This is a genomic window from Sphingomonas sp. LY29 (assembly GCF_035593985.1).
Taxonomy (GTDB): domain Bacteria; phylum Pseudomonadota; class Alphaproteobacteria; order Sphingomonadales; family Sphingomonadaceae; genus Sphingomicrobium.
Window position 1 is genome coordinate 2,224,395 of record NZ_CP141587.1, and the last position, 20,739, is coordinate 2,245,133.

Below are 20,739 nucleotides of genomic sequence, written 5' to 3' on the forward strand. Positions count from 1 at the left end.
CCCGCGTCCTTCGGTCGATTGATTGACCACAGATAAAGCGCCGTCCCCAGCGCGCCACCAAGGTAGAGGCCAATCAAAACCCGCCCCCTTCTTCCCACTTGCGCTCGTTATCGAGCAAGGTGAGAACTTCGGTGGCGATCTGCCAGTGCAGATTATAAGCCCTGTCCGCCGCGCTCAGGTGCTGACCTATAGTGTTGGCAACAGCTTCAAAGCGCCGCGCTGCGTTAGGGATAGTCGCGGTATCGCCAAGACCCAGAGGGGCTTGGTCCGAAGGACGACTAGCCCGACCCGAAGGGGAACGCCCTAAATCAGTAGCCATCCTACTACTCCTTATCCGACACATTACGGGTGAGGGCTGGGTCGATCTTGATTTGCACGTAGAGTCCTGCGGGCTTCGCCAATTCGAGCATTCGCGTTGCAAGTCTGCCAACATCTTGCGCTGCAGATCTAGAGTCCGGTTCCTCAACCTGTTCGGAGTGGGGCATGGATGCGATGGCCTCGATTGCTGCGCGATGATCCTCAAGGGCATGGCCGAAAACTTGGTCGCGTTCATCGCGGCTGTTGGCATCGTCGTTAGTCTCGCGCGTCGGTTGCGGAGTAATGTCGCGCCTTTGGGCGTCGATCATGTCGAGCAGGTGCTTTCCCGTTCGCGCCACCCGTTCCACCAGTATCTCTTTATCTGTCATGGGGTTCTCCGTCCCAAGGTTGGGGGCGTTCATGCTGCCGACCTTTCGCCAAAGCGCACTTCGCCTTCCGCGCGCAGTTCGGTTACGTCGCAGCCGATCCACTCGGACAGCTTGGCGAGCGCCTGGTCGATGTATTCGGCCCGCTCCGTCTCGCTCATCTTCTCAAACGCGATGCTCTCGTCGTCCCACTCGACAATCTCGCCAGTCTTCTTGCTGACAATCGGAGTGGAGAGGCCGCAGCGGCGCTTCAGAAAGCGATGGAGGATGCGCGGGGTCATGATCCCATCGACGGCATCGGAAAGCTGCTCACAGCCCACCTTGAGGCAGACGAAGTAGAACGCGAGGCGCTTGGTGTTGCCTTTGACGTTCTTGATCTCGACGCGCACCGCCTTGTCGGGCAGGGCGCGAAGCAGTTGCTCGGCTGCCGGCGTAACGGGGCGCAGCGAGCCAAAGGCTTTTCGAAACAGGATGGGTTCGTTGTCAGTCATGACCCTTGGCCGGGGCGGTTGTTAGCCAACCCCGGCCCCCTGGTGGAACGGATGGTTTCAATCTCGCGGCGCTTGGGCGATGCCTTGATAAGCTCGGCGATTAGCTGCTCGACGCCTTGGCCGTGGTTCTTGTGGTATTCCTTCCAGAACACCGGCTCCCCGACAGTGTGCTGGGTGCTGTGACATCCGCCGCCGCCACACAGCGGAACTGTGCGCCAATCGTCGGGCTTCTGGCCCATGCCAGCGCCGCTCCCCATGCGAACGTGAGCCGCCTCGATGTTCGTAGTCGAGCCACACATGGCGCAGGCGAACCCTCGCACGAAAGTCGTGTGGGCAGGACTGCGCCACCGGCTTTCACGCTTGGGTTCTTTGGGAATGCGGCGCGGCAGCATCAGATCCACCGCCCCTTTGCATCGCGCTGGCGACTCCGCGCCCATGCAGGACGAACCTCGCCAACGGGTGGCAGACTATCCACGGTCGGGCGTCCGGCCGCGCGACGGCGCTCGTTTATCCGCGCTAGTCGAAATTCGGGATCGTTGCGGTAGCGCTCGTGGAAGCGCTTAGAGGCGCTCAGGCGCCTTCTCAGAGGCGTCTTGAACATCAGCCCGCTCCCAGCGGCGCAACGGCGGCAATCGCCACCTCGCGACCATTGTAGGCTTCATCCCACTTGCGGGACTCTTCGCCGTCCAGTTCCTCAATCACGTTGCCATGCTGATCGACTAGCGAGGCTAGATCGTCGCGGGTGGCGCATTCGGACAAGACGCTCATGAGCATCTGAAAGCCGACGCTTTCCTCGACCGGCGTGAGGGCGGCGTATCGACTATCCAACCACTTGCCGAAGCCCTCCCAGTCGTCGCCATCGCCGGTCCACCATTGGTGGTTCGCGTCGCGGATAGTTTTGATGTCGTCTCGGTTCGCCTTCACAAGCGCCTTAAAGTCGGCAAGGTCGGTCATCGCATTGCCAGCGGTCATCATCTTGCCGAGACGGTCTTTGATTTTGGTGATGCCTGGCACCTTCTCGCGCTCGATCACTTCGCCAGTCTGCGGATTGTGCTGGACGTCATCGAAGCCCGATGTTGGCACTTCTTCTGCGGGCGTCGTCTGAAGCCCTGCATTCATCATTACGACGACATGTGCGAAGGCGGAACGGCAGGCGCGGCTGATGGCGCGGGTCTGCGCCATTGCGCGGATTGCATAGTCAGCGCGCTTTGGAAGTGTCTTGCCGCGCGACTGCCCGCCGAACCACGTCGGCTCATCCTCGCCAACGAAGCCTTCTGCCGTGGCGATAAGCTGCCCGTCACTCATGCGGCGCACTTCGCCGACAGCGCGGACCCCTCCATCGACGCGCTCAACATGACCGGAGCCAGCAGCGCAGCCGTGAGCGATTGCGATGGCCTGCCAGCCTTCCACAGACACATACTTGCGCCCTTGGATATTGCTCGACGTGGCGACCACGATCTCTTTGCAGACGCTCGCTGCGTCCGTGGACATGCGGTAATTATCAACAGGGGCGGCTTCGCGGATTGCGACGAGTTCGTTCACTTCGCACCTCCTTTAAACAAGCGGGTGAAGAGGTTGGGACGGGTTGGTTTATCCATGGGGAGGAGTGGCCCGTTGACGGCGCGGCTGTGTTCCTTCTGCGGCAAGTTGCCGTGAGAAATGTTGAGCTTGCGCCAGTCGTTCTGGCGATGCGTGTATCGAAGGGCGGTCATGCATTGCTCTCCCTACATTGGGTTGTGTCGTTGAGACTGAGGTCGGCGTTCGCGTGAATGTCCGACACGAGGCTGCAAGCCAGATCGGATACACCGACGGTCGCTAGCTCTCGGTCGAGCATCTCGGTTTGCGATGCGATCCACCGCAGAGCCGCTTCCAGCTCATCCACCTTCTTGGTGAGGGCGATATGTTCGGCGGCTAGGTGGGGTGCGGAGGCTGCAAGGCGAGCGTTGGCGCAAGCTTCGCCCCACTTGTGAACATGCCGGGGGTTGCAGGCAGCGATGTGACGGGGCTGGCAAGCGTGTCCAGAGAACACGTTGTCGTCGTCTGCCCGCCACGGTCCCGGCGTCGTGCCTTCCAGCAGCGCAGCCACGTCCAGCTTCTTCTCACTTATGGGATGGGTCATGGTGCTATTCCTTGGGCGATGCCCTTCGGGCCGCTCTGGCTGCCTTCGGCCTGAGCCTGCGCTTCGCTTGTCTCATCCGTGCCGGAGCCTGCCGCTATCGCGGGAAGAATGCGGCGAACGTCGGCGCGGGTGACGCTGACATCTGGACGACAAAGCATTCCCTCAGGACAAAAGCGGGAGGCGTCGCGAGCAGCTTGGCTGCACTCGTCTATCGCCTCGTCCCAGTCGTTGTACCGAGTAGCTGCCGGACCTGTCGTGGAACGAAGGCATTGGTCGAGGACGTAGGCATAGACCTGCGGCTCTTTCGGCACCTCCGTCCAGTTGAGTGGATCTGGCTTTCCGTCACAGCCGGCCAACGCGATAGCGATACCCACCGCAAGGCCGAGACGGCGCAGCACGGCTCGGTTCATGGGTAGCGCGGGCCGGAACGGCATCGCCCTGCTCACGACACCACCCAAAGACAAAAACCATTCGTAACCAACCCAGCCCCAACACAGGCAATAAGGATGGCTAAGGCTTGAAGACGGTTGCTCATGACGACACCCGCCCGACGCGAATGGTTTCGATGCTGACGACGCAGCGCATGGCTACGCGCCAGTATTCGACCACTCCGCCCTGAGGCGGCTTGTGATAAAAGATAAGCCAGTCATCTTGAGTGCCCATCACATCGGCATCGATGACGCGAATGGGCTGGCCCTCGGTCAACTCGACACGGAACTGCCGCTCTCTGCCCATCATGATTTCCCTTCATCCGAGGGCATCAGACGAGTAGCGACGTAATCACGCGCCATGTCTGCCCAGGTTTGGTAAAGTGCGGGGAACTGGCCAGCGTCTTCCGCTAGCTCACGCCAGAACTGTGCGAGTTCGTGTCGTCCCGCTGTCTCGGCAATATCAGCCGATGCGATAAGGCTGTGGACGGCGCTCATGCCGCATCTCGCTTAGCAAGAGCCGACACTTCGGCGCGCTCCCAACCAGTAGGCGCAAACACAGCCGCAATCTTGTCCTGAGCAGCCTTCAGCGCAGCCTCACGCTCATCAGGCGTCATCGCTAGGTATTCAGGCGAATAATCGATCTGATACTCGCACTCATGACCGTGATAGTCACAGCCGCAGTCGCAGGACGGGCCGCTGAACCAGTCGCCATCATAGCGCTCGCCAGTGGTGCGGATGAAGCGGGCGGTCATGCCGACACCGTGAGGAGCCAGTCACGCGAACCATCGGCGCGCATCGCATTGCGGACGCTGTAGGAAAATCCGTGGCGGCGATTGAGGCGTTGTCCTGCCCGCTCTGCGGAAGCCTGGCTCCAAAAGAACTCGGTGTGGATTGCCATCGTATCTCTCCAGCGGCTCGATTGCCGTTGGACAGACAGTGCGATTATCGCAACTCTATGTCAAGCGCCTTTTTGCGATTATCGCATTAAAGGTCAGAAACTCTCTTCTTGGCGCGACCGATCACGGTGAACTCGTCCACGCCGAGCATGATGTCTTTGTGGGCTTCGTTGTCCGAGCAGGGCGCCAGGCGAGCTGGGTTTTCCCGATACTGTTTGAAGGTCGTCTCGCCGTCGCCATTCCGAACGACATAGTATCTACCGTTGATAAGCTCGCGATCGCGCGGGTCTATGACGATGCCTTCGCCCTCTTTGGCGACGAGGTTCATGCTGTCACCTTCAACGATGACTACGAAGGCTTGCCGACTAAGCGCTCGATCGGGACTCGGCATATATCCCATAATGTTTTCAAACCCCTCACGCCATGTACCCGCCGAAACCAAACCCACGACAGGCAACATGAAAGGGGAGTCTTCCGGCGCGTTAAGCTTAAAATATGCGCGCAGGATATTAGCCTCGGTTAGTTTTAAATTGCGTTTACCGGCGAGCGTCTTGGATAACTTGTCGGGAGTTATGTCCAGAAGTCGCGCCAGCCCCGCCTGTGTTTCACCACGCTCATTTATTAAGCGTTTAAGGGTCTCGATATCCATACTGGCATGAACGCGACTCGGTTGAATATCGCAATTGTCGATTTCGCAACATAACGCTTGACGCCATGTTGCGATTATCGCACTATCGCGGCCATGTTCAGGCTCAGCGACAAGATCATCGACGACTTTGGCGGAACGACCGAACTGGGGAAGCTCGTCAAAGCGCCAGCTTCCACGGTTCATAGCTGGCGCAACCGCATCACAGATAGCCGCTTGGATCACTTGAAGCTGGCGGCAGCGGCGGCGGGCAAGCGAGTCCGTTGGGAAACGCTGGAGCCAGTCAACTCCAATGACAACGCCATCCAACCGGACACCGCGGCATGATCGTCGTCGTCCTCGCGCTCGCTCTGGGCTGCCTTGTCAGCACCTTCTTCGCTGTCGGCGCCTTCATGCTTTCCGCCCGCGCGGATGACACCGCGGAGCAGATCGCTCGCCAACTCGCCGATGGCGAGAACCCGTTTTTCTCTTCCTTCCATAACAAGGACATTGGTCGATGAGCGTCCCCACAATCCACGGCAAACGCATCGCCGTCACCGCTTCGAACGTCCTTAACGCCATCGGCAACGACCTCTTGCAGATCAAGATGCAGGACGGCCTTCGCTGGGCCGACATTGGCGAAATCCTCGGCAAGAGCGAAGATCAGGCTGCCAAGTATGCAGACGGCTCCGCTTCGATGGACGTGGTGGCTTATGCCAAGGGACGCACCGCCTGGAATGGCCGCTTCACTGGCTCGCTCGATCGCCTGATTGAACAGGCCAAGCCGGAAGCCAACGCCCACAACGCTCAGTCTTGCATCCTGAAGGCCGCTCTCGCGCTGTCCGTTGCGCTTGAGGACGGCGACCTCACTGTCGATGAAATCCGAAAGAACCGCGCCACGCTCGAAATGGCTCGCGGTGCGATCGACGACCAGCTTGCCCGTCTGACGGTGAGGGCTGCATGAAGCTGTTCGACCGCCTTTTCCGTCGCGCCGAATTAAACCAAGCAGCATCCCTGCTCGGCAAGCGCGGCAACGCCATCAAGCGTGAACGCAACCGCGCCCGTGTCTGCGCCAAGGCCCGCCAGCTTCGCCAAGAGTGCGGACTGCCGGACGATCCTAGGCTTGCGGCGTGAGTGGGCGCGACTTCGTTCTGGACGGGTCTCATTTCGACGCCCGACGCCAAGCTGGTGAAGGCCGACTTGGCGAAGCTCGCTGCACGTCACGAGATTCCAGTCGAATGGGCCGCCTTCTACCTCAAGACTTGGCTGGAGCGCTCTAAATGATCGAGCTTCCTTTCCCGCCCGCCACTCTGTCGGGACACAACACCGGCCATTGGCGCGCCAAGTCGCCGATCGTCGCCAAGCATCGTGAGTGGGCAAGGAACGCCACGCTTGCTGCTGGCATCGTCGCGCCGGCAGTCGGAGACATTCGCGTCGGCGTCACCTTCTACCCGCCCAACCGGCGCGGAGATCGCGTGAACTTCGCCAACCGCATGAAGCCGTACTTCGACGGCGTGGCAGACGCGCTGAAGGTCAACGATAGCCGCTTTCTGCCGAGCTACCATTTCGCCGAGCCAGTGAAGGATGCCCGCGTCGTCATCACGGTGGCGGCATGAGTTTCGGGAATCTCAGCAAGGCCGTCGAGGCCGCAATCAACCACGGCAACACCCTCGCGGACATTCGCCCCGAATGGTGGGCGCGCACCTACCATTGCACCGCGCATGACGTGGAAGCCGAGTTCAAGCGCCAGGAGGCAAGCAAGTGACCTTCCAGACCACCAACGAAGAGATCCAGCAGCTTTGCTCGTACATCACCAGCGACGTGTCGATCGCCCAATACTTCGGCATCAGTGCGGCGCGGGTTGCGAAGGCTCGCTCCGAGATTCCGGCCAGCAAGGGCTTCGACCGCATGAAGCTGCGCGCCGACGCTGAGCCTGCGAACGATCGCCGCACCGACAACATGGCGAAGTCTGACGCCTACTATGGCAGCCAAGCGCTAGAGAGCGCCATCAGGGGCCTTGCAGAGCGAGAAGCGCTGCGGTTGCGCCTCAACGACGCCGAACACGCCCTGTGGCTGCTTCAGGACCGTCCCAGCATCGCCGACATTCAGGCCCGCGCCGCGTAATGGGCCAGGTTATTCCCATCGTGAACGAGGCGGCGCTCAACAGCGCATGGGACGAGCATCGCCTGCTTCAATGCGATGTGATGGATAACCCCGTCCTGTTGCTCGATCGTCAGCATACCGAACGCCGCATCCGCGCATGGCGCCGCTTTGAGCGCCTCATCCATTTGCAGGACCGAGTATAATGGCCGCTCTCCCCTACATGCGGCTTTATCCCGCGGACTACCTTGCCGACACGGCGCACCTTAGCGCCATGCAGCACGGCATCTATTTCCTGCTCATCCTGAACTACTGGCAGAGGGGTGGCCCGCTGCCGAATGACGACGCCCGACTGGCTAAGATCGCCCGCGTTTCGATGCGCGACTGGATGCGTAACCGGGACGAGATTCTCGACTTTTTTACACTAGTGGATAACCACTGGTGTCACGGCAGAATCTCCGCAGAGCTTTCCCATGTAACGTCTAAGTCGTTGAAATCTAAGGAGGCGGCTAAAGCGTCCGTTCAACGTCGGTTCGGCGAACGCTCAACGGGCGTTGAACCAACAGATACAGAAGCAGATACAGAAGTAACGTTAGCTAAAGCTAACGGCGCAAAGGGCGCCGATTCCGATAAAGAATTTTGGGACACGGCGAAGTCCTATCTGGCTGACGAAGCCAAGGCTCCAGGTGGTCTCATCGGCAAGTGGGCGGGTCAGTACGGCAAGCAAGCCGTGGCGCAGGCGATCACGAGGGCGCAGCTTGAGCGCCCCGTCCAAAAGATCCCCTTCATCACCGGCACCCTCAAGACGTTTGGGCGAGCCTCGGATGAGCCGAGATTGGGGTCGCTATGCTGACCGCTGGCGAAATCCTTTCCGCCGTGGGCATCCAGCTTCGGAGCCTTCGCCAAGGTGACCACAAGACGACTTGCCCGCGCTGCTCAGACACGCGCCGCAACAAGCGGGATCAATGCCTCTCGGTCACGATCGGTGACGAGGGAGTGCTTTTCAAATGCCACAACGATTGCGGCTATCAGGGAGGGGTTTTTTATGATTCACGACCAGCACACGGCATGGTTGGATCAACGCGGTCTAAACCCCGAATTGATGGCAAAGCTGGGTTTCGAGACGGTCAGGGATGGCGCGGGACAGTGGCTGCAAGTCCCCTTCATCGAGGCCGGCAAGGCGATCAATCACAAGCGTCGGCTAACGAGCCGCAAAGACTTCCGCATGGACGACGGAGCGCCGCTGACCTTGTGGAACCACGACTGCATGCTCGATCCCCGCGTCCAGAGTGGCGAGCAAGCCGTGATTGTGACCGAGGGGGAGATGGACGCAGCGGCGGTTATCCAATCCGGCTTTCCGTTCGTGGTTTCCGTTCCGAACGGCGCCCCGGCTAACGCGACCGACGATCCGCTCGATGCCAAGCGCTACGCCTACCTCGAACGCCTCAAGCCGCTGTGGAAGAACGTCGGCAAGTTCATCCTTTGCGGCGATGGGGACGGTCCAGGCCAAGCGCTCAACCACGACCTCGCCCGCATCTTCGGCCCGTGGCGCTGCAAGTTCGTTCGCTACGGCACCGACGCCAAGGATCTTGGGGATATGCTCCGCCTCTACGGCGAAAGTTCGGTGGTCGAGACGATCAACGCCGCGCTCGATTGGCCGGTCAGCGGTCTCTACCGCGTCAGCGAGATCCCCTCGCGCCCAACGCCGGAAGGGATGCCCTGCGGCATCGACGGCATCGACGACATGTTCCGGCTAGTCCCCGGCACCTTCACCGTCGTCAGTGGCTTTGCCGGCAACGGTAAGACGAGCCTGCTGCTGACCATGCTGGCGAACCTGATGCAGCGCGGCGTCACGATGGCAGTCGCCAGTTTCGAGACTTTGCCCCGCCCGATCCTTGAGCGCCGCCTAAAGTCGGCAATCATGGGCGTCCCAGAGTTCCACCCTGAAGCGATCGGCCCGTCCGATGCCGACGACATCCTTGAGGATAAGCTGCGGGTTATCTGCCAGCTTCCGCAAGACGAGGACGAGGAAATGGACCTCACGAAGCTGCTGGACCTCGCCGCAACCGCGGTGGTTCGGGATGGCGTGAAGCTGCTGGTCATCGACCCTTGGAACGAGATCGAACACAAGCGCGGCAAGGACGAGAGCGAGACCGACTACACGGGCCGCGCCATCCGCGAGATCAAGCGCTTCGCCCGCAACACCGATTGCGCCGTGTGGCTGGTAGCGCACCCGGCCAAACCCGACCCGACGCGCGCGGCCAAGATGCCAGGTCTCTACCACATCAGCGGCTCGGCCAACTGGGCGAACAAGGCTGACTACGGCTTCATCGTCCATCGCGAAAACAAGGAGACAAACCTTGTGCAGGTCGCGGTGACGAAGGTTCGCATGGGCCTTCCCGGCAAGGAGGGGATCGTCACCCTCGCGCTCGACTACCGCAACATGAGCTACACGCGCCCAGCGCGCCAATTCGAGGGAGTGGCGGCAAATGGCTAAGCGCAAGACCAATCGCATCCGGGTCTCATCGGCAGCGCAGGTCGCGCGCAAGATCGGCCTGCCCGAAGCGCAGATCGCCAACGACGACTTCGTGCTGGCTGACGTGTCGAACCACAGCGACGCCGAACAGCGCCACATGGTTCGATCGGGCGAGAAGAAGACCGTCCGCAAGAAGACCAAGCTGGAGAAGCTCTATGACGCCGGCCTGCTTACCCTCGAAGGCTATCGCGCCTGTCGCTGGTATCAGGACAGCTACAGCCTCGGATACGACACCATTGGCGTCGTGGCGCAGTATGAGAACACGGGCGGCGTATCGAGCGGCCAGCGCACCTTCTCGCATTCGGGAACGCTAGAGCAGGTCCAGGCACGGCTTGATTATGCATTCGCCCGCGAAGGCTTGGACAGCATGGCGCTCTCCCTGCTCGACAAGGTGGTGCTGCATGGTCGGCCCATTGGGCGGCTGTCGATCACGTTCCGGCTCGCGGTGGCGAAGCTGGTTGTTCAAGCTGACAAGCGGGGTGTGATGTGAGCCGGGTCGAGCATATCGGTCGGGCGACGCTTTATCTCGGCGATTGTCGCGACATCCTGCCGACGCTTCCTAAGGTTGATGCCGTGGTGACTGACCCGCCTTATGGGTTGGGCGATAGAATGCAGGGCGGAAAATGGGGGATTAAACGCGCCCTCGACATGAAAATCTGGGACGCAGAAACCCCGACTGAAACGGTGCTGGGGCTTCTCGACTTGGGGCCGTGTATAATCTGGGGCGGGAACTACTACCCGCTTCCGCCCTCACGCGGTTGGCTTGCTTGGGTGAAGCCCGATGCTCCGCCCACTTTAGGTCAATTCGAATTAGCGTGGATGAGCATCGATCACCGGGCTAAGCTTCTATCCCACAGCATCAATCAGAATAGTCGGGAAGTTAACGGGCATCCGACCGAAAAGCCTTTACGGCTAATGAAGTGGTGCCTCGGATTCCTGCCCACCGCCGAAAAGGTTCTAGACCCGTTCATGGGTTCAGGAACGACGGGCGTCGCAGCCGTCCAAATGGGCCGTGACTTCATCGGCATCGAGCGCGAGCCGAAGTATTTCGAGATCGCCTGCAAGCGGATCGAAGACGCCCAACGCCAAGGCGATATGTTCATCGAAGAAGCCGCTTGACGATTCCGCTTGACTTTTGGGCAAAGAAATGCGTTAATTACCACACTGGGACTTCGCGTCCCGACCTCCTCACAGTTTCGGCCAAGTCTCAGCGGGTTCTCCCTTCCTCGCTGGTGCAAGGCCGCGTCCTGCGCCGAACATCCGACGCGATCTTAAAAAGCTATGCTGTCGATGCGGTCCGGCACTGCTCGCGCGCAGGACAAATATCCAGGAGTCGGACCATGTTCGCTCTGAAACTCACCGCCAAGCTGGCTGTCACCTTAGCCGCGGCGGTTCTTGTCTATGAGGCTGGCCTAATCGCATGGGCCAAGTGGGGATGACTCGCGGAGGGTGCATGATGCGCGAACAAGCGTTCTTCGGATGACCAACCGCGCCAAGCACGAAGCGATGTTCGATGCCATGCGTATCGAAGCGCTGAATGCTCCGGCTCAGTTGTCCGAACAGATCATCGACATCCTCAACAGCTACCACCTGTTTCCCGGCGATCGCCTGGTACTCACCGACGCAGCCGAGATGCTTGCTGACATTGGCGAGGGATATGATGGCTAGGCCAAGCGGGCCTTACGCCATTGCTGCCAGCCTAACCCATCGCGAGAAGCCTGAAGACATCCGCGAGCAGTTCGCGCGCTGGCTCAAGTCCGCCGACAAGAAGCCCGCACCGCTGAAGCATCCCATCAAAGAGAAGATCCCGTCCGACCGATAGCGGCGACCCGCGCAAGCGGACCTGCGAGGAGTGACCTATGGCTGACGACACTAAAATAGTGGCGAATAGGAAACCGCCTAACGCGGGCAAGGGACGGCCCAAGGGTGCGGTCAACAAGACCACCAAGGCAGCCAAGGAAGCGATCGCAGAGGCCTTTGAGAAGATGGGCGGCATCAACGCGCTCGTCTCTTGGGCTTCGACCTCGGACGATAACCGAAAGGTGTTCTACTCGCAGATTTGGCCGAAGATCGTTCCTCTCCAGGTTGCTGGCGATGCGGACAATCCCTTCAAGGTCGTGACTGTGGTTGAGTTGGTAGCACCGGAAGCGAAGTGAAGGCGCAGATCGAGCTTCCTCCGAAGCTCATTCCACTGTTTGCCAAACCGGCAGACTATCGAGTTTCATGGGGCGGACGCGGATCGGGCAAGACCCGGACCTTCGCCAAAATGACCGCGGTTCGCGCCTACCAATGGGCGATGAAGGGCGACGAAGGCACGATCGTCTGCGGTCGTGAGTTCATGAACAGCCTAGCTGAAAGCTCGTTCGCCGAGGTTGAGGCTGCTATCAAGTCCGAGCCGTGGCTGTTGGATCACTTCGACCTTGGCGAGACCTACATCCGCACCAAGGATCACTTGCCGGGGCGTATCGACTATTCCTTCATCGGCCTTCGCCGCAATCTCGACAGCGTTAAGTCGAAGGCGAAGATCAAGCTGCTGTGGGTAGATGAGGCAGATCCGGTAACGGACACGGCATGGGAAAAGGTTATCCCATCGGTCCGCGAAGAAGATTCAGAGATTTGGGTTACGTGGAACCCGGAGCGGAAGAACAGCGCCACGCACAAGCGGTTCAGGCTGGACCCTCCCGATCGTTGCCTCGGCGTAGAGATGAACTGGCGGGACAATCCGTGGTTTCCCGCGATCCTTCAGCGCAAGCGCCTAGCCGACCAAGAGAAGCGGCCCGACAGTTACGACCATGTATGGGAAGGCGACTTCGTTGGGCTGGTTGAGGGTGCCTACTTCGTCAAGCAACTGATCGCCGCTCGCGCCAAGGGGCAGATCGGCGAAGTCCACGCTGACCCGTTGATGCGGATCAGAGCCTACTGGGACATTGGCGGAACCGGCAACAACGCCGACGCCGTTTCCATCTGGATCACGCAGAGCATCGGTCCGCGCGTCTTGGTGCTGAACTATTACGAGGCGGTCGGGCAAGACCTGGCAACGCACGTCAACTGGCTGCGGGACAACGGCTACGGCAAAGCGGTCTGCATCCTGCCTCATGATGGCAAGACGCACGATAAGGTCTTTCCGGTCACTTACGAGAGTGAACTGAAGAAGGCGGGCTTCGACGTTGAGGTGGTGCCCAACATGGGGCGCGGTGCCGCTCTGAAACGCATCGAAGCGGTTCGCCGGCTCTTCCCGAATATCTGGTTCAACGAGGCAACGACGCAAGGCGGCTTGGAAGCGCTGGGCGCGTACCACGAAAAGCAGGACGAGGTTCGAGGAATCGGCCTTGGTCCCAATCATAACTGGGCGTCCCACGGCGCTGACAGCTTCGGGCTGATGGCCGTGCATCAAGAGACGCCACAAGAGACCGGGTGGGGAACCCTAACGAGGCAGCGCACCCGCGTTGTATAACCAGGAGACGACTTATGGTTACGAAGGCAACGGCGGGTTCGACCGCCGCGGACAAGGCTGCCGACAAGGCGGCAAAGGCAGCAGCGGCTCCGGTTTCGGCCGACCGTCGCACTGCATCGGGCGGCAAGGGCGCTGGCCCTGCATCGTCGCTCAAGACCAAGGAACCGACGATCAGCGGTGCAGCTGGTCCGGCCACGAAGAAGCTGGCCTACTCGGTCCAGATCCACACCGACGAGAAGGGCCTCGAAGTGTTCGAGCCTATCTCGGCTGACAGCGGTGACGAAGCCGCCAAGATCGCGCTGGAGAAGAAGAACTTCCGCGGCGCGTCGGTTCGTGGCGTGACCCCGTACAGCGACCCCGATGCGAACAGCCTCGGCGGCGAGCGTGAAGCGGGCATCATGTACGCCAACGCTGAGAACCAGGGCGCGATCATCAACACGCTTGGCACCGAAGCCAACCGTGAAGCGACCGAGAAGCTCGGCAAGGCCGACGTCACCGAACTCGGCGAATAACCTTATCGGGAGCGGGTTCCGGCTCGCTCCCACCTCTTTTTAGGAGCCTCACATGGCTGCCAAGCAAGACGAAACGCCGAACGCGACGTTCTTCCACCGCGAAGAGAGTCCGACGGCTGCATCCTCGCACAAGCGCCTTTATCGCGCATCGGGCGTCATCTCGTATGACGTGACGGTCGCCAGCGGCATGGGCTTGAGCGTTGTTCCGATCGAAGCCGCGACGGGTGACGAAGCTGCCGAACTGGCGCTTGCCAAGTTCCCCGGTGGCAAGGTTGCTCGCGTCGAGCCGACCCCGCAGGCCGCTGCGTAAATGGCTTCCCCGGCCAAAGACTTCCGCGATTTGGTGGTCAAGCGCCGGGATAGTTGCGTCAGTTACAAAGACGACAAGCCTAGCCGGGACCGTCGTGAAGCCCTGCGCTTCTACCGCGGTGATAATCTGGCGGATTATGGCGACAGCGGCGACGGTCTGAGCACCGTCGTAAGTCGCGACGTGATGGAAGCGGTGGAGAGTGTCATGCCTCCGCTGGTCCGTCCGTTCGTGGCGGGGGAGGAGGTGGTCTCGTTCGAACCGATTGAGAAGGCCGATCTACCGAGCACTGAGCAGGCTAATACCTACATCAACCATGTCTTCCGCCGTCACAACAACGTGCTGGACGTTGCTCAGACCTCACTCAAGGACGGCCTTCTCTTCCGGGAAGGTGTTGCCAAGACCGTCATGGAAGAGTGCGAGGAGGGCGGCGAGGAATACGACAACCTCGACCAGACCGACCTCATGGCGCTGCTTGAAGAGAACCCCGATATTGTCGGCCCGATCACCCTCGACGAAGAGACCGGCCTTCATTCGGTTCGCTTGGCGCCTCGCAAGGTCAAGAAGTACCACGTCCACATCATCGCGCCGGAAGAGTTTCTTCGCGAAGAGCGGCTAGTGTCGCTCAAGAACGCGACTTTCCTCGGCCACAGCAAGCAGATGACGCTTGAGGACGTGATCGGGCTTGGCATCGACGTTGAGACCGCCAAGGGGCTTAATTCGGGCCGTCCCACCTCGGAAGAGACCGACGATCGCTTCGAGGAAGAGGATGAACAGGAGTGGGATAGCGACGATCTGGCGCGTCCTGTTTGGGTTGATGAGTGCTATATCAAGTGCGACCCCGACAACACGGGCGCGCTGGAATGGCGCAAGGTGCTGTTGGGTGGATCGCAGAGCAAGATCCTCAGCAACGAGAAGACGGACGGGCATCCCTACTCGCACTGGACGCCGATCCCCATTCCGCACAAGCTGACGGGCCTTTCCTACTTCGATCTGACTAAAGACATTCAGATGAACAAGACTGCCGTTCAGCGGGAGTCGAACAACGCGCTGTATCTGGCGAACCGTCCGATGCGCGCGGTCCTGGATGGCGCGGTCAACCTTGATGATTTGCTGAATCCCTCGGTCGGCGGCGTGGTTCGCGTGAAGGACATGGGCGCGATCCAGGCTTTGCCGAGCGGTGGCGACATTGCGTTCGGTGCCGCAGCGCAGATGATCGAATATTGGGACAGCGTTCGCGAGGCTCGCACGGGCGTCACCCGCTACAATCAGGGCATGGACAGCAACTCGCTGAACAAGACCGCTACGGGCATGAATATCATCGCCAGCGCGTCCCAGCAGCGGCAGGAGCTTGTTGCACGGCAGTTCGGCGAGTTTCTGCGGGATATTTTCGAACGCTTGCTGAAGCTGGTCGCTCAACACGCCGACAAGGCCGATGTCGAGCGCGTGACCGGCAAGCCGTTCGTGCCGTGGCCTACCTCGTATGACACGAACGTCAGCGTTGGCTTGGGAACGAACAACAAGGACCAGGTGGTCGGGCATCTGATGGCCCTGACCCAGATGTATGAGCGCATCATCACGCTTCAGCAGGGCGTCGAAGGCCCGCTGGTCACGACGACGAACCTTTACGAGGTGCTGAAGCGCCTTCCTGAAGCGATGGGGCTTAAAGGCGACTTTTTCACCGATCCTTCGCAGGAAGAGCAAGCGCCGGCCGAGCCTGAAGGGCCTCCGGTCGATCCAGAAGCCGAGACCGAGATCGCCAAGGCGCAGATCAAGGCCGAGAGCGCCGCGAAGGTGGCGACCATCCGTGGTCAGTTCGACCTCGCCAAACAGGCAGCGAATAACGGGTTTATTGACCCGAACATGGGAGCGGCGCTGTGAGGCTGGGGCTGGGCATCCGGCTTGGGCCGATTGGCGGCTTTGCCATGCCTTCGGGCTTGTCGTGGGACTCAAGCTATCCGGTTACTGTGCAGAGGTCTGGCACTGGTTACACCGTCGTCGAGCAGCCACGCAGTTACATTCCGCCTGAAGTGTTCTCAGGGACAACTTTCTACGTCGATATTGCCACGGGCAGCGATGCGGATTCGGGATTGACCGAGGCGCTGGCAAAGAAGTGCATATATCTCGCCATCGCGGCGGGCAACGCGACGGGTGCGCCATTTCAGGTTATGGTCAAGGGCGGCAGTTACAACCGCGACTTCAACTTCAATGCCAGCGGCGGCGGCACCGTACCGACGCAGCATTGTGCGGTGATCGGATATGGTGGTCGGGTTATTACGGGGTCGTATTCGGAAACGCACACTTGGGCTGCTGACGCGACCTTCACCAACACTTATTCTGCAACCCGCTCCGCTTGCACCCGCCTGTTTGACCGCCTCAACCTCGATGCTTTCGGGAATTATGCCGAGCTTACGCAGGTAGCCGACGCTGCGACCTGCAACACTACGCCGGGGTCTTGGGCGCAGGTTGGATCAATCGTCTATGCCCGTCGTCTCGACGGCGCACCCGTCACCCATGCCAACACCCGGACGCTCTTGACGGGTGAGGCGTGTCTGCTGGGTACTAAGACAATCTATCTTGAGGGCATCGACTTTGAAGGCGGCAACATCGTCGGCTGCATGAACGCCACGCAAACCGCGACGCGCAATATCGTCGCCGTGGGGTGCACGTTCAAATATGCTGGATCGGCGACCACTCCAAGCAATGACGGCGTGGCGGTCAACAACATGACGGGCCTCGCCGCGTTCTTCAACTGTGAGGCTGACGCTAACTCCAAGGACGGCTTCAACAGCCACGCCAACACTGGCACTCACAACTTCCTGACCGTCAATTGCCGGGGCGAGGACAATGGGCGCTATGCGTCCACGTCCTGCAATGGCTTCACGGTCCATGAGGCTACCAGCGCGATTGATGTTGGCGGATATTACGGCGGGAATCGCAACGGTTCTGACTTTCACAACATCAATACCAGCAAGTGCTGGGCAATCGGCACGGAGGTTGTCCAAAGCGCGGCGGGCTACGCGAGCAATCTTGCGAACGCCTGCTTCACGGTCGGCGACACGGCGATCATCTGGGCCGAGAATACGCGCGCCACGGCCCAGAGCGGTGCGCGAGCTCTTCAGGCGGTGAACGGCACCATTCGCAAGCGCAATCATACGACTGTCGCGGGGGCCGAGGTGGCTACCGGCACCGGCGCCATCGACAGCTTCTAGGATTTTCGCATGTCCGATCGCATCTCCCGCGCCCAGCGGCTCATCGACGACCCTCTATTGAAGGAGGCGTTCGAGAACGTCCGCGCCAGCGCAATTGCTGTGTGGCAGCAGACCAAGGCCGATGACGTGAAGGGCCGCGAGATGGCGTGGCTCACGGTCAAGGTGGTCAATCGTGTCGAGGGCGAGCTTCAGTCGATCATCGACGGTGGGAAGATCGCCGCGAGCCGGGTGCAAGCCCCGCTTCGCTAAGTTTCCGCGCCAAGGCGCACAACCCAAGGAAAAATCACCATGGAAGATACGGCGACCCCGGAAACGGGACCCGTTGACGCGCCCGCGTCGATTGAAAGCGTAACTGCCGAGATCATGGCGGGTGGTGACGAAGGCCCTGCTGACAACCTGAAGGAAGTCACGCAGGAACTGGTCAATGAGGCCGAAGGACACGGCGACTCCGTTACGGAACCCGAAACCGAGGAAGATGCGACCGATCCCGCTGAGGAAGCGGCCGACGAGACCGAGGAAAGCCCCCTTGAGGAAGCCATCGACGAGCAGCTAGTCACCGTCAAGGTGAATGGCGAGGAACGCCAAGTTCCGCTTGCCGAGGCGATCGCAGGCTACAGCCGGACCGAGGACTACAAGGCCAAGACCGCGGCGGTTGCGGAAGAACGGCGACAGCTTGAGGCCGAAAGGCAGCGAGTTGAGACCGAAGTGTCCGCAAAGTTTGCGAACCAACTAGAAGAAGCAACCAATCTCTTCGCCCAGTACGACCCTGTGCTTGCAGAAGCGCAGCGGATCGATTGGGCTGCCCTCAAGGCACAAGACCCGGCTGCATTTCTCGCTGCCCAGGATGCGGTGCAAGACCGCCTCTCTGCCATCCAGCGCATGAACCAGCAGGTCGCCGAGACAAGGGCGCAACATCAGCAGGCCCAGCAAGCTCAGATCGAGCAGGAGCGCGCACAGCGTTTCGACCAAGCCGCTGATGAGATCGTCAAGCAGCGTCCAGAATTAGCCGACGAGGCGAAGTTCAAGGCGTTTGCCGGCGAGACCGTGGAGTTCCTGAAAGGGGTAGGCTTCACCGGAGAAGAGATTGTCGATGCGCTGGACCATCGTGTCCTGACATTGGCCGACAAGGCGCGGCAGTGGGATGCTCACGTAGCAGCTCGCCAGTCGCTCCCCGAAAAGCGGGTTGTTCCAAAGTCGGCGGTTAAGCCGCTGACCTCTGACGGCACGGGTTCGCAGACCTCGAAACCCCGGTTTCCCAGCAACGCCACGCGCGAAGCCAAGGGCGACTGGATCGCACGTCAAATCCTAAATTCGGAGTAATCCCAATGGCTGTTCCTACGAACACCCTGCTGACCTTTTCGATGGTCGGCAACAAAGAGTCGGTCCTCGACAAGATCACCAATATCTCGCCGACCGACACGCCGTTCACCACCATGGCCGGCACCGCCACGGCAAACGCCGTGTTCGACGAATGGCAGACTGACGCTCTCGCGGCGGCTGCCCAGAACGCCCAGCTTGAAGGCGATGACGTTACCTTCGCTGCTGCTGCCCCGACTGCCCGCGTGGGCAACCGGACGCAGATCAGCCGCAAGGAAATGATCATCTCCGGCACTCAGGAAGCGGTCGATTCCTACGGTCGCAACAGCGAAATGGTCTATCAGACCAGCAAGCGTCGGGACGAGATCAAGCGCGACCGCGAGTTCGTGCTGTGCTCGAACCAGGCGCCTGTCACCGGCAACTCGGCAACGGCGCGTCAGCTTCGTCCGCTGTGTGGCTGGATCACGACCAACGTCGATCGTGGTGCTGGCGGTGCGAACGGCACCAGCTCGGCGGCTGCTACTGACGGCACCCAGCGCGCTCTCACGCTCGCCATGGTGACGACTGCCCAGCAGAACGCATGGACGCAGGGCGGCAAGCCCACGTTCCTGATGGCTGGTCCGAAGCAGCGCAGCGTCCTCACGACTGTCATGGGCGGTGCGGCGACCAAGTTCTACGCGGTCGAAGACAAGACCATGACGGCGACGATCCAGGCATTCGAAGGCGACTTCGGCATGGTCAAGATCGTCACCAACCGCTTCGTTCGCGGTGGTCAGACCGGCGCCGATCGGGAGATCTTCCTGCTCGACCCGTCGCTGTGGGAAGTTGCCTACCTTAAGGGCCGCAAGCTCTTGACCAAGGATCTTCCTTCGGCCGGCGATAACGAGAAGGGCATGATTTTGTCAGAATACACCCTGAGGTCGCTTCAGGAAGCAGGAAATGCTATTGTCGCAGACCTTAGCTGATTGCTTTTGTAACTTGACTTAATCCGACTGGTCCGCATGATGGTTTCCTCAAAAGGGGAATTGTCATGCGGACTTGTTCGATCGAGGGATGTGAGCGGAAGCACTTGTGCAAGGGCTACTGCGGTATGCACTACCAGCGCATGGTGGCGCACGGTTCAGCCACGGCGCCCGTTCAATATCGTGAGGCTGGGCGCGGATGTTCGATTGAGGGCTGTGACGGTCCGCATTCGGCCAAGGGTTATTGTCAGACGCATTATTCGCGGCTCCGTGACCACGGATCACCGCTTGCCGAAGTGCAGTTTCGCGGTCCCGATGAAGTCCGTTTCTGGGCAAAGGTCGAGAAGGCTGGCCCCGACGACTGCTGGCATTGGAAAATCAAGAAGGGCCTCAACCAATATGGTCAGTTTCGTTCATCCGAACTGAAGCGGCCAATCGGTGCTCACGCCTTTTCGTTCTACCTAGCAAATCATTACGTTCCGCCAGAGGTCATGCACAAATGCGATGTGCGGTCCTGCGTTAATCCGCGGCACCTTCAGGCCGGAACCCGCAAGCTCAATATGGCCGATATGAAGGCCAAGGGACGCGCTCCCATCATCGAGCGCAAAAAGGGTGAGGCACACCACGCTGCCAAGCTCACGGAAGCAGACGTTCGCGCCATTCGCGTCAGCACGGAAACCCACGCATCGCTCGCTCGCAAGTACGGCGTGACGGTTCAGGTGCTTCGCGCGGCGCGCATGGGAAAGACTTGGAAGCATATCGAATGAGGCAGGTGCCTCCTGTCTGCGTATATTCTGACAGGAGGGACTTATGGTTTGGAGGATCATCCCTCGGCCAGGTCGCACCATCCCCATCGGATCGGATGCGCCAGCTTATTACATTCCGGCAAGCAAGTTAGGCGCTCCGCAAGGCGTTGCGACGCTTGATGCCGACAAGAAGATTCCGCTCGACCAACTCCCCTCCGGCGTTGGCGGGCAAAGCGGTGAAGCGGGAACAGTCGGACCCAAGGGCGATACCGGCCCCGCAGGCCCACAAGGTCCGAAAGGGGACACTGGCTTACAAGGACCGAAAGGCGATGCAGGCCCCACGGGTCC

General features: G+C 60.4%; 36 protein-coding genes. 25 read left to right on the forward strand and 11 right to left on the reverse strand.

All coding sequences use genetic code 11. From position 1 onward, the window contains the following. Positions 1 to 323: 323 nt before the first annotated feature. The 11 genes from SH584_RS11300 to SH584_RS11350 form a co-directional block, all read right to left on the reverse strand. Positions 324 to 719 (reverse strand): hypothetical protein, encoded by a 396-nt coding sequence (locus SH584_RS11300; protein WP_324807150.1) that lies wholly within the window; start codon positions 717 to 719, stop codon positions 324 to 326. After that, positions 716 to 1,174, reverse strand: a complete 459-nt coding sequence (locus SH584_RS11305) for a hypothetical protein (RefSeq protein WP_324807152.1) — start codon at positions 1,172 to 1,174, stop codon at positions 716 to 718. Before SH584_RS11305 ends, SH584_RS11300 begins: the two co-directional genes overlap by 4 nt. Continuing rightward, entirely contained in the window at positions 1,171 to 1,566 is a 396-nt protein-coding gene (locus tag SH584_RS11310; RefSeq protein WP_473964675.1) for a DUF968 domain-containing protein, read from the reverse strand. Before SH584_RS11310 ends, SH584_RS11305 begins: the two co-directional genes overlap by 4 nt. A 208-nt stretch (positions 1,567 to 1,774) precedes the next feature. Then, positions 1,775 to 2,716, reverse strand: a complete 942-nt coding sequence (locus SH584_RS11315; protein WP_324807156.1) for a hypothetical protein — start codon at positions 2,714 to 2,716, stop codon at positions 1,775 to 1,777. Beyond that, positions 2,713 to 2,886 (reverse strand): hypothetical protein, encoded by a 174-nt coding sequence (locus SH584_RS11320; RefSeq protein WP_324807157.1) that lies wholly within the window; start codon positions 2,884 to 2,886, stop codon positions 2,713 to 2,715. Before SH584_RS11320 ends, SH584_RS11315 begins: the two co-directional genes overlap by 4 nt. After that, positions 2,883 to 3,293 carry a hypothetical protein gene (locus SH584_RS11325; RefSeq protein ID WP_324807158.1) on the reverse strand — a complete coding sequence of 137 codons (411 nt, stop codon included), beginning with the start codon at positions 3,291 to 3,293 and terminating at the stop codon, positions 2,883 to 2,885. The genes SH584_RS11320 and SH584_RS11325 overlap by 4 nt, the downstream gene beginning before the upstream one ends. Further along, positions 3,290 to 3,703: a hypothetical protein gene (locus SH584_RS11330; protein ID WP_324807159.1), complete on the reverse strand. Its 414-nt coding sequence runs from the start codon at positions 3,701 to 3,703 to the stop codon at positions 3,290 to 3,292. The genes SH584_RS11325 and SH584_RS11330 overlap by 4 nt, the downstream gene beginning before the upstream one ends. Before the next feature lie 121 nt (positions 3,704 to 3,824). After that, positions 3,825 to 4,028, reverse strand: coding sequence for a hypothetical protein (locus tag SH584_RS11335; RefSeq protein WP_324807161.1), 204 nt, complete (start codon positions 4,026 to 4,028; stop codon positions 3,825 to 3,827). A gap of 187 nt (positions 4,029 to 4,215) precedes the next feature. Then, positions 4,216 to 4,476 carry a hypothetical protein gene (locus SH584_RS11340; RefSeq protein WP_324807163.1) on the reverse strand — a complete coding sequence of 87 codons (261 nt, stop codon included), beginning with the start codon at positions 4,474 to 4,476 and terminating at the stop codon, positions 4,216 to 4,218. After that, entirely contained in the window at positions 4,473 to 4,622 is a 150-nt protein-coding gene (locus SH584_RS11345; RefSeq protein ID WP_324807165.1) for a hypothetical protein, read from the reverse strand. The genes SH584_RS11340 and SH584_RS11345 overlap by 4 nt, the downstream gene beginning before the upstream one ends. 86 nt (positions 4,623 to 4,708) lie before the next feature. Further along, on the reverse strand, positions 4,709 to 5,269 hold the full coding sequence (locus tag SH584_RS11350) for a LexA family protein (protein WP_324807167.1): 561 nt from the start codon (positions 5,267 to 5,269) through the stop codon (positions 4,709 to 4,711). Positions 5,270 to 5,362: 93 nt separating this feature from the next. On the opposite strand from SH584_RS11350, the gene SH584_RS11355 reads away from it, so the two are divergent. The 25 genes from SH584_RS11355 (at position 5,363) to SH584_RS11475 (ending at position 20,412) form a co-directional block, all read left to right on the forward strand. Beyond that, the gene (locus SH584_RS11355; RefSeq protein WP_324807168.1) at positions 5,363 to 5,593 is read left to right on the forward strand and encodes a hypothetical protein; all 231 of its coding nucleotides are present in this window, start codon (positions 5,363 to 5,365) and stop codon (positions 5,591 to 5,593) included. Beyond that, positions 5,590 to 5,766 (forward strand): hypothetical protein, encoded by a 177-nt coding sequence (locus SH584_RS11360; RefSeq protein WP_324807169.1) that lies wholly within the window; start codon positions 5,590 to 5,592, stop codon positions 5,764 to 5,766. Before SH584_RS11355 ends, SH584_RS11360 begins: the two co-directional genes overlap by 4 nt. Then, positions 5,763 to 6,209 carry a hypothetical protein gene (locus SH584_RS11365; protein ID WP_324807171.1) on the forward strand — a complete coding sequence of 149 codons (447 nt, stop codon included), beginning with the start codon at positions 5,763 to 5,765 and terminating at the stop codon, positions 6,207 to 6,209. The genes SH584_RS11360 and SH584_RS11365 overlap by 4 nt, the downstream gene beginning before the upstream one ends. Continuing rightward, the gene (locus SH584_RS11370; RefSeq protein ID WP_324807173.1) at positions 6,206 to 6,379 is read left to right on the forward strand and encodes a hypothetical protein; all 174 of its coding nucleotides are present in this window, start codon (positions 6,206 to 6,208) and stop codon (positions 6,377 to 6,379) included. The genes SH584_RS11365 and SH584_RS11370 overlap by 4 nt, the downstream gene beginning before the upstream one ends. Next, positions 6,380 to 6,529 (forward strand): hypothetical protein, encoded by a 150-nt coding sequence (locus SH584_RS11375; protein ID WP_324807175.1) that lies wholly within the window; start codon positions 6,380 to 6,382, stop codon positions 6,527 to 6,529. Further along, positions 6,526 to 6,861 carry a hypothetical protein gene (locus SH584_RS11380; RefSeq protein ID WP_324807177.1) on the forward strand — a complete coding sequence of 112 codons (336 nt, stop codon included), beginning with the start codon at positions 6,526 to 6,528 and terminating at the stop codon, positions 6,859 to 6,861. Before SH584_RS11375 ends, SH584_RS11380 begins: the two co-directional genes overlap by 4 nt. Continuing rightward, positions 6,858 to 7,010, forward strand: a complete 153-nt coding sequence (locus SH584_RS11385) for a hypothetical protein (RefSeq protein ID WP_324807179.1) — start codon at positions 6,858 to 6,860, stop codon at positions 7,008 to 7,010. Before SH584_RS11380 ends, SH584_RS11385 begins: the two co-directional genes overlap by 4 nt. Further along, complete coding sequence (locus tag SH584_RS11390; RefSeq protein ID WP_324807181.1) at positions 7,007 to 7,369, forward strand: hypothetical protein; 363 nt, start codon at positions 7,007 to 7,009, stop codon at positions 7,367 to 7,369. Before SH584_RS11385 ends, SH584_RS11390 begins: the two co-directional genes overlap by 4 nt. After that, positions 7,369 to 7,551 carry a hypothetical protein gene (locus tag SH584_RS11395; RefSeq protein WP_324807183.1) on the forward strand — a complete coding sequence of 61 codons (183 nt, stop codon included), beginning with the start codon at positions 7,369 to 7,371 and terminating at the stop codon, positions 7,549 to 7,551. The genes SH584_RS11390 and SH584_RS11395 overlap by 1 nt, the downstream gene beginning before the upstream one ends. A gap of 17 nt (positions 7,552 to 7,568) precedes the next feature. Then, on the forward strand, positions 7,569 to 8,198 hold the full coding sequence (locus SH584_RS11400) for a YdaU family protein (RefSeq protein WP_324807185.1): 630 nt from the start codon (positions 7,569 to 7,571) through the stop codon (positions 8,196 to 8,198). Between the two features lie 249 nt (positions 8,199 to 8,447). Beyond that, a complete protein-coding gene (locus SH584_RS11405) occupies positions 8,448 to 9,842 on the forward strand; it encodes a bifunctional DNA primase/helicase (protein ID WP_324807187.1) in 1,395 nt (464 codons plus the stop codon). Next, entirely contained in the window at positions 9,835 to 10,371 is a 537-nt protein-coding gene (locus SH584_RS11410) for a hypothetical protein (protein WP_324807189.1), read from the forward strand. Before SH584_RS11405 ends, SH584_RS11410 begins: the two co-directional genes overlap by 8 nt. Beyond that, positions 10,368 to 11,000: a DNA-methyltransferase gene (locus tag SH584_RS11415; protein ID WP_324807191.1), complete on the forward strand. Its 633-nt coding sequence runs from the start codon at positions 10,368 to 10,370 to the stop codon at positions 10,998 to 11,000. The genes SH584_RS11410 and SH584_RS11415 overlap by 4 nt, the downstream gene beginning before the upstream one ends. 360 nt (positions 11,001 to 11,360) lie before the next feature. After that, positions 11,361 to 11,549, forward strand: a complete 189-nt coding sequence (locus SH584_RS11420) for a hypothetical protein (RefSeq protein WP_324807193.1) — start codon at positions 11,361 to 11,363, stop codon at positions 11,547 to 11,549. Continuing rightward, positions 11,542 to 11,703, forward strand: coding sequence for a hypothetical protein (locus tag SH584_RS11425; protein ID WP_324807195.1), 162 nt, complete (start codon positions 11,542 to 11,544; stop codon positions 11,701 to 11,703). Before SH584_RS11420 ends, SH584_RS11425 begins: the two co-directional genes overlap by 8 nt. Positions 11,704 to 11,740: 37 nt before the next feature. Beyond that, complete coding sequence (locus SH584_RS11430) at positions 11,741 to 12,037, forward strand: hypothetical protein (RefSeq protein WP_324807197.1); 297 nt, start codon at positions 11,741 to 11,743, stop codon at positions 12,035 to 12,037. Beyond that, positions 12,034 to 13,335, forward strand: a complete 1,302-nt coding sequence (locus SH584_RS11435) for a PBSX family phage terminase large subunit (RefSeq protein WP_324807199.1) — start codon at positions 12,034 to 12,036, stop codon at positions 13,333 to 13,335. The genes SH584_RS11430 and SH584_RS11435 overlap by 4 nt, the downstream gene beginning before the upstream one ends. Before the next feature lie 14 nt (positions 13,336 to 13,349). Continuing rightward, entirely contained in the window at positions 13,350 to 13,847 is a 498-nt protein-coding gene (locus SH584_RS11440) for a hypothetical protein (RefSeq protein ID WP_324807201.1), read from the forward strand. 52 nt (positions 13,848 to 13,899) lie between these two features. Beyond that, positions 13,900 to 14,157, forward strand: coding sequence for a hypothetical protein (locus SH584_RS11445; RefSeq protein WP_324807203.1), 258 nt, complete (start codon positions 13,900 to 13,902; stop codon positions 14,155 to 14,157). Continuing rightward, complete coding sequence (locus tag SH584_RS11450; protein ID WP_324807205.1) at positions 14,158 to 16,035, forward strand: portal protein; 1,878 nt, start codon at positions 14,158 to 14,160, stop codon at positions 16,033 to 16,035. Then, positions 16,032 to 17,366, forward strand: coding sequence for a hypothetical protein (locus SH584_RS11455; RefSeq protein ID WP_324807207.1), 1,335 nt, complete (start codon positions 16,032 to 16,034; stop codon positions 17,364 to 17,366). The genes SH584_RS11450 and SH584_RS11455 overlap by 4 nt, the downstream gene beginning before the upstream one ends. A 9-nt stretch (positions 17,367 to 17,375) precedes the next feature. Then, positions 17,376 to 17,615: a hypothetical protein gene (locus SH584_RS11460; protein ID WP_324807209.1), complete on the forward strand. Its 240-nt coding sequence runs from the start codon at positions 17,376 to 17,378 to the stop codon at positions 17,613 to 17,615. Between the two features lie 39 nt (positions 17,616 to 17,654). Next, positions 17,655 to 18,686, forward strand: coding sequence for a hypothetical protein (locus tag SH584_RS11465; protein WP_324807210.1), 1,032 nt, complete (start codon positions 17,655 to 17,657; stop codon positions 18,684 to 18,686). A 5-nt stretch (positions 18,687 to 18,691) separates the two neighbouring features. After that, complete coding sequence (locus SH584_RS11470) at positions 18,692 to 19,648, forward strand: SU10 major capsid protein (protein ID WP_324807212.1); 957 nt, start codon at positions 18,692 to 18,694, stop codon at positions 19,646 to 19,648. Between the two features lie 125 nt (positions 19,649 to 19,773). Further along, positions 19,774 to 20,412 (forward strand): hypothetical protein, encoded by a 639-nt coding sequence (locus SH584_RS11475; RefSeq protein WP_324807215.1) that lies wholly within the window; start codon positions 19,774 to 19,776, stop codon positions 20,410 to 20,412. Positions 20,413 to 20,739: the final 327 nt, after the last annotated feature.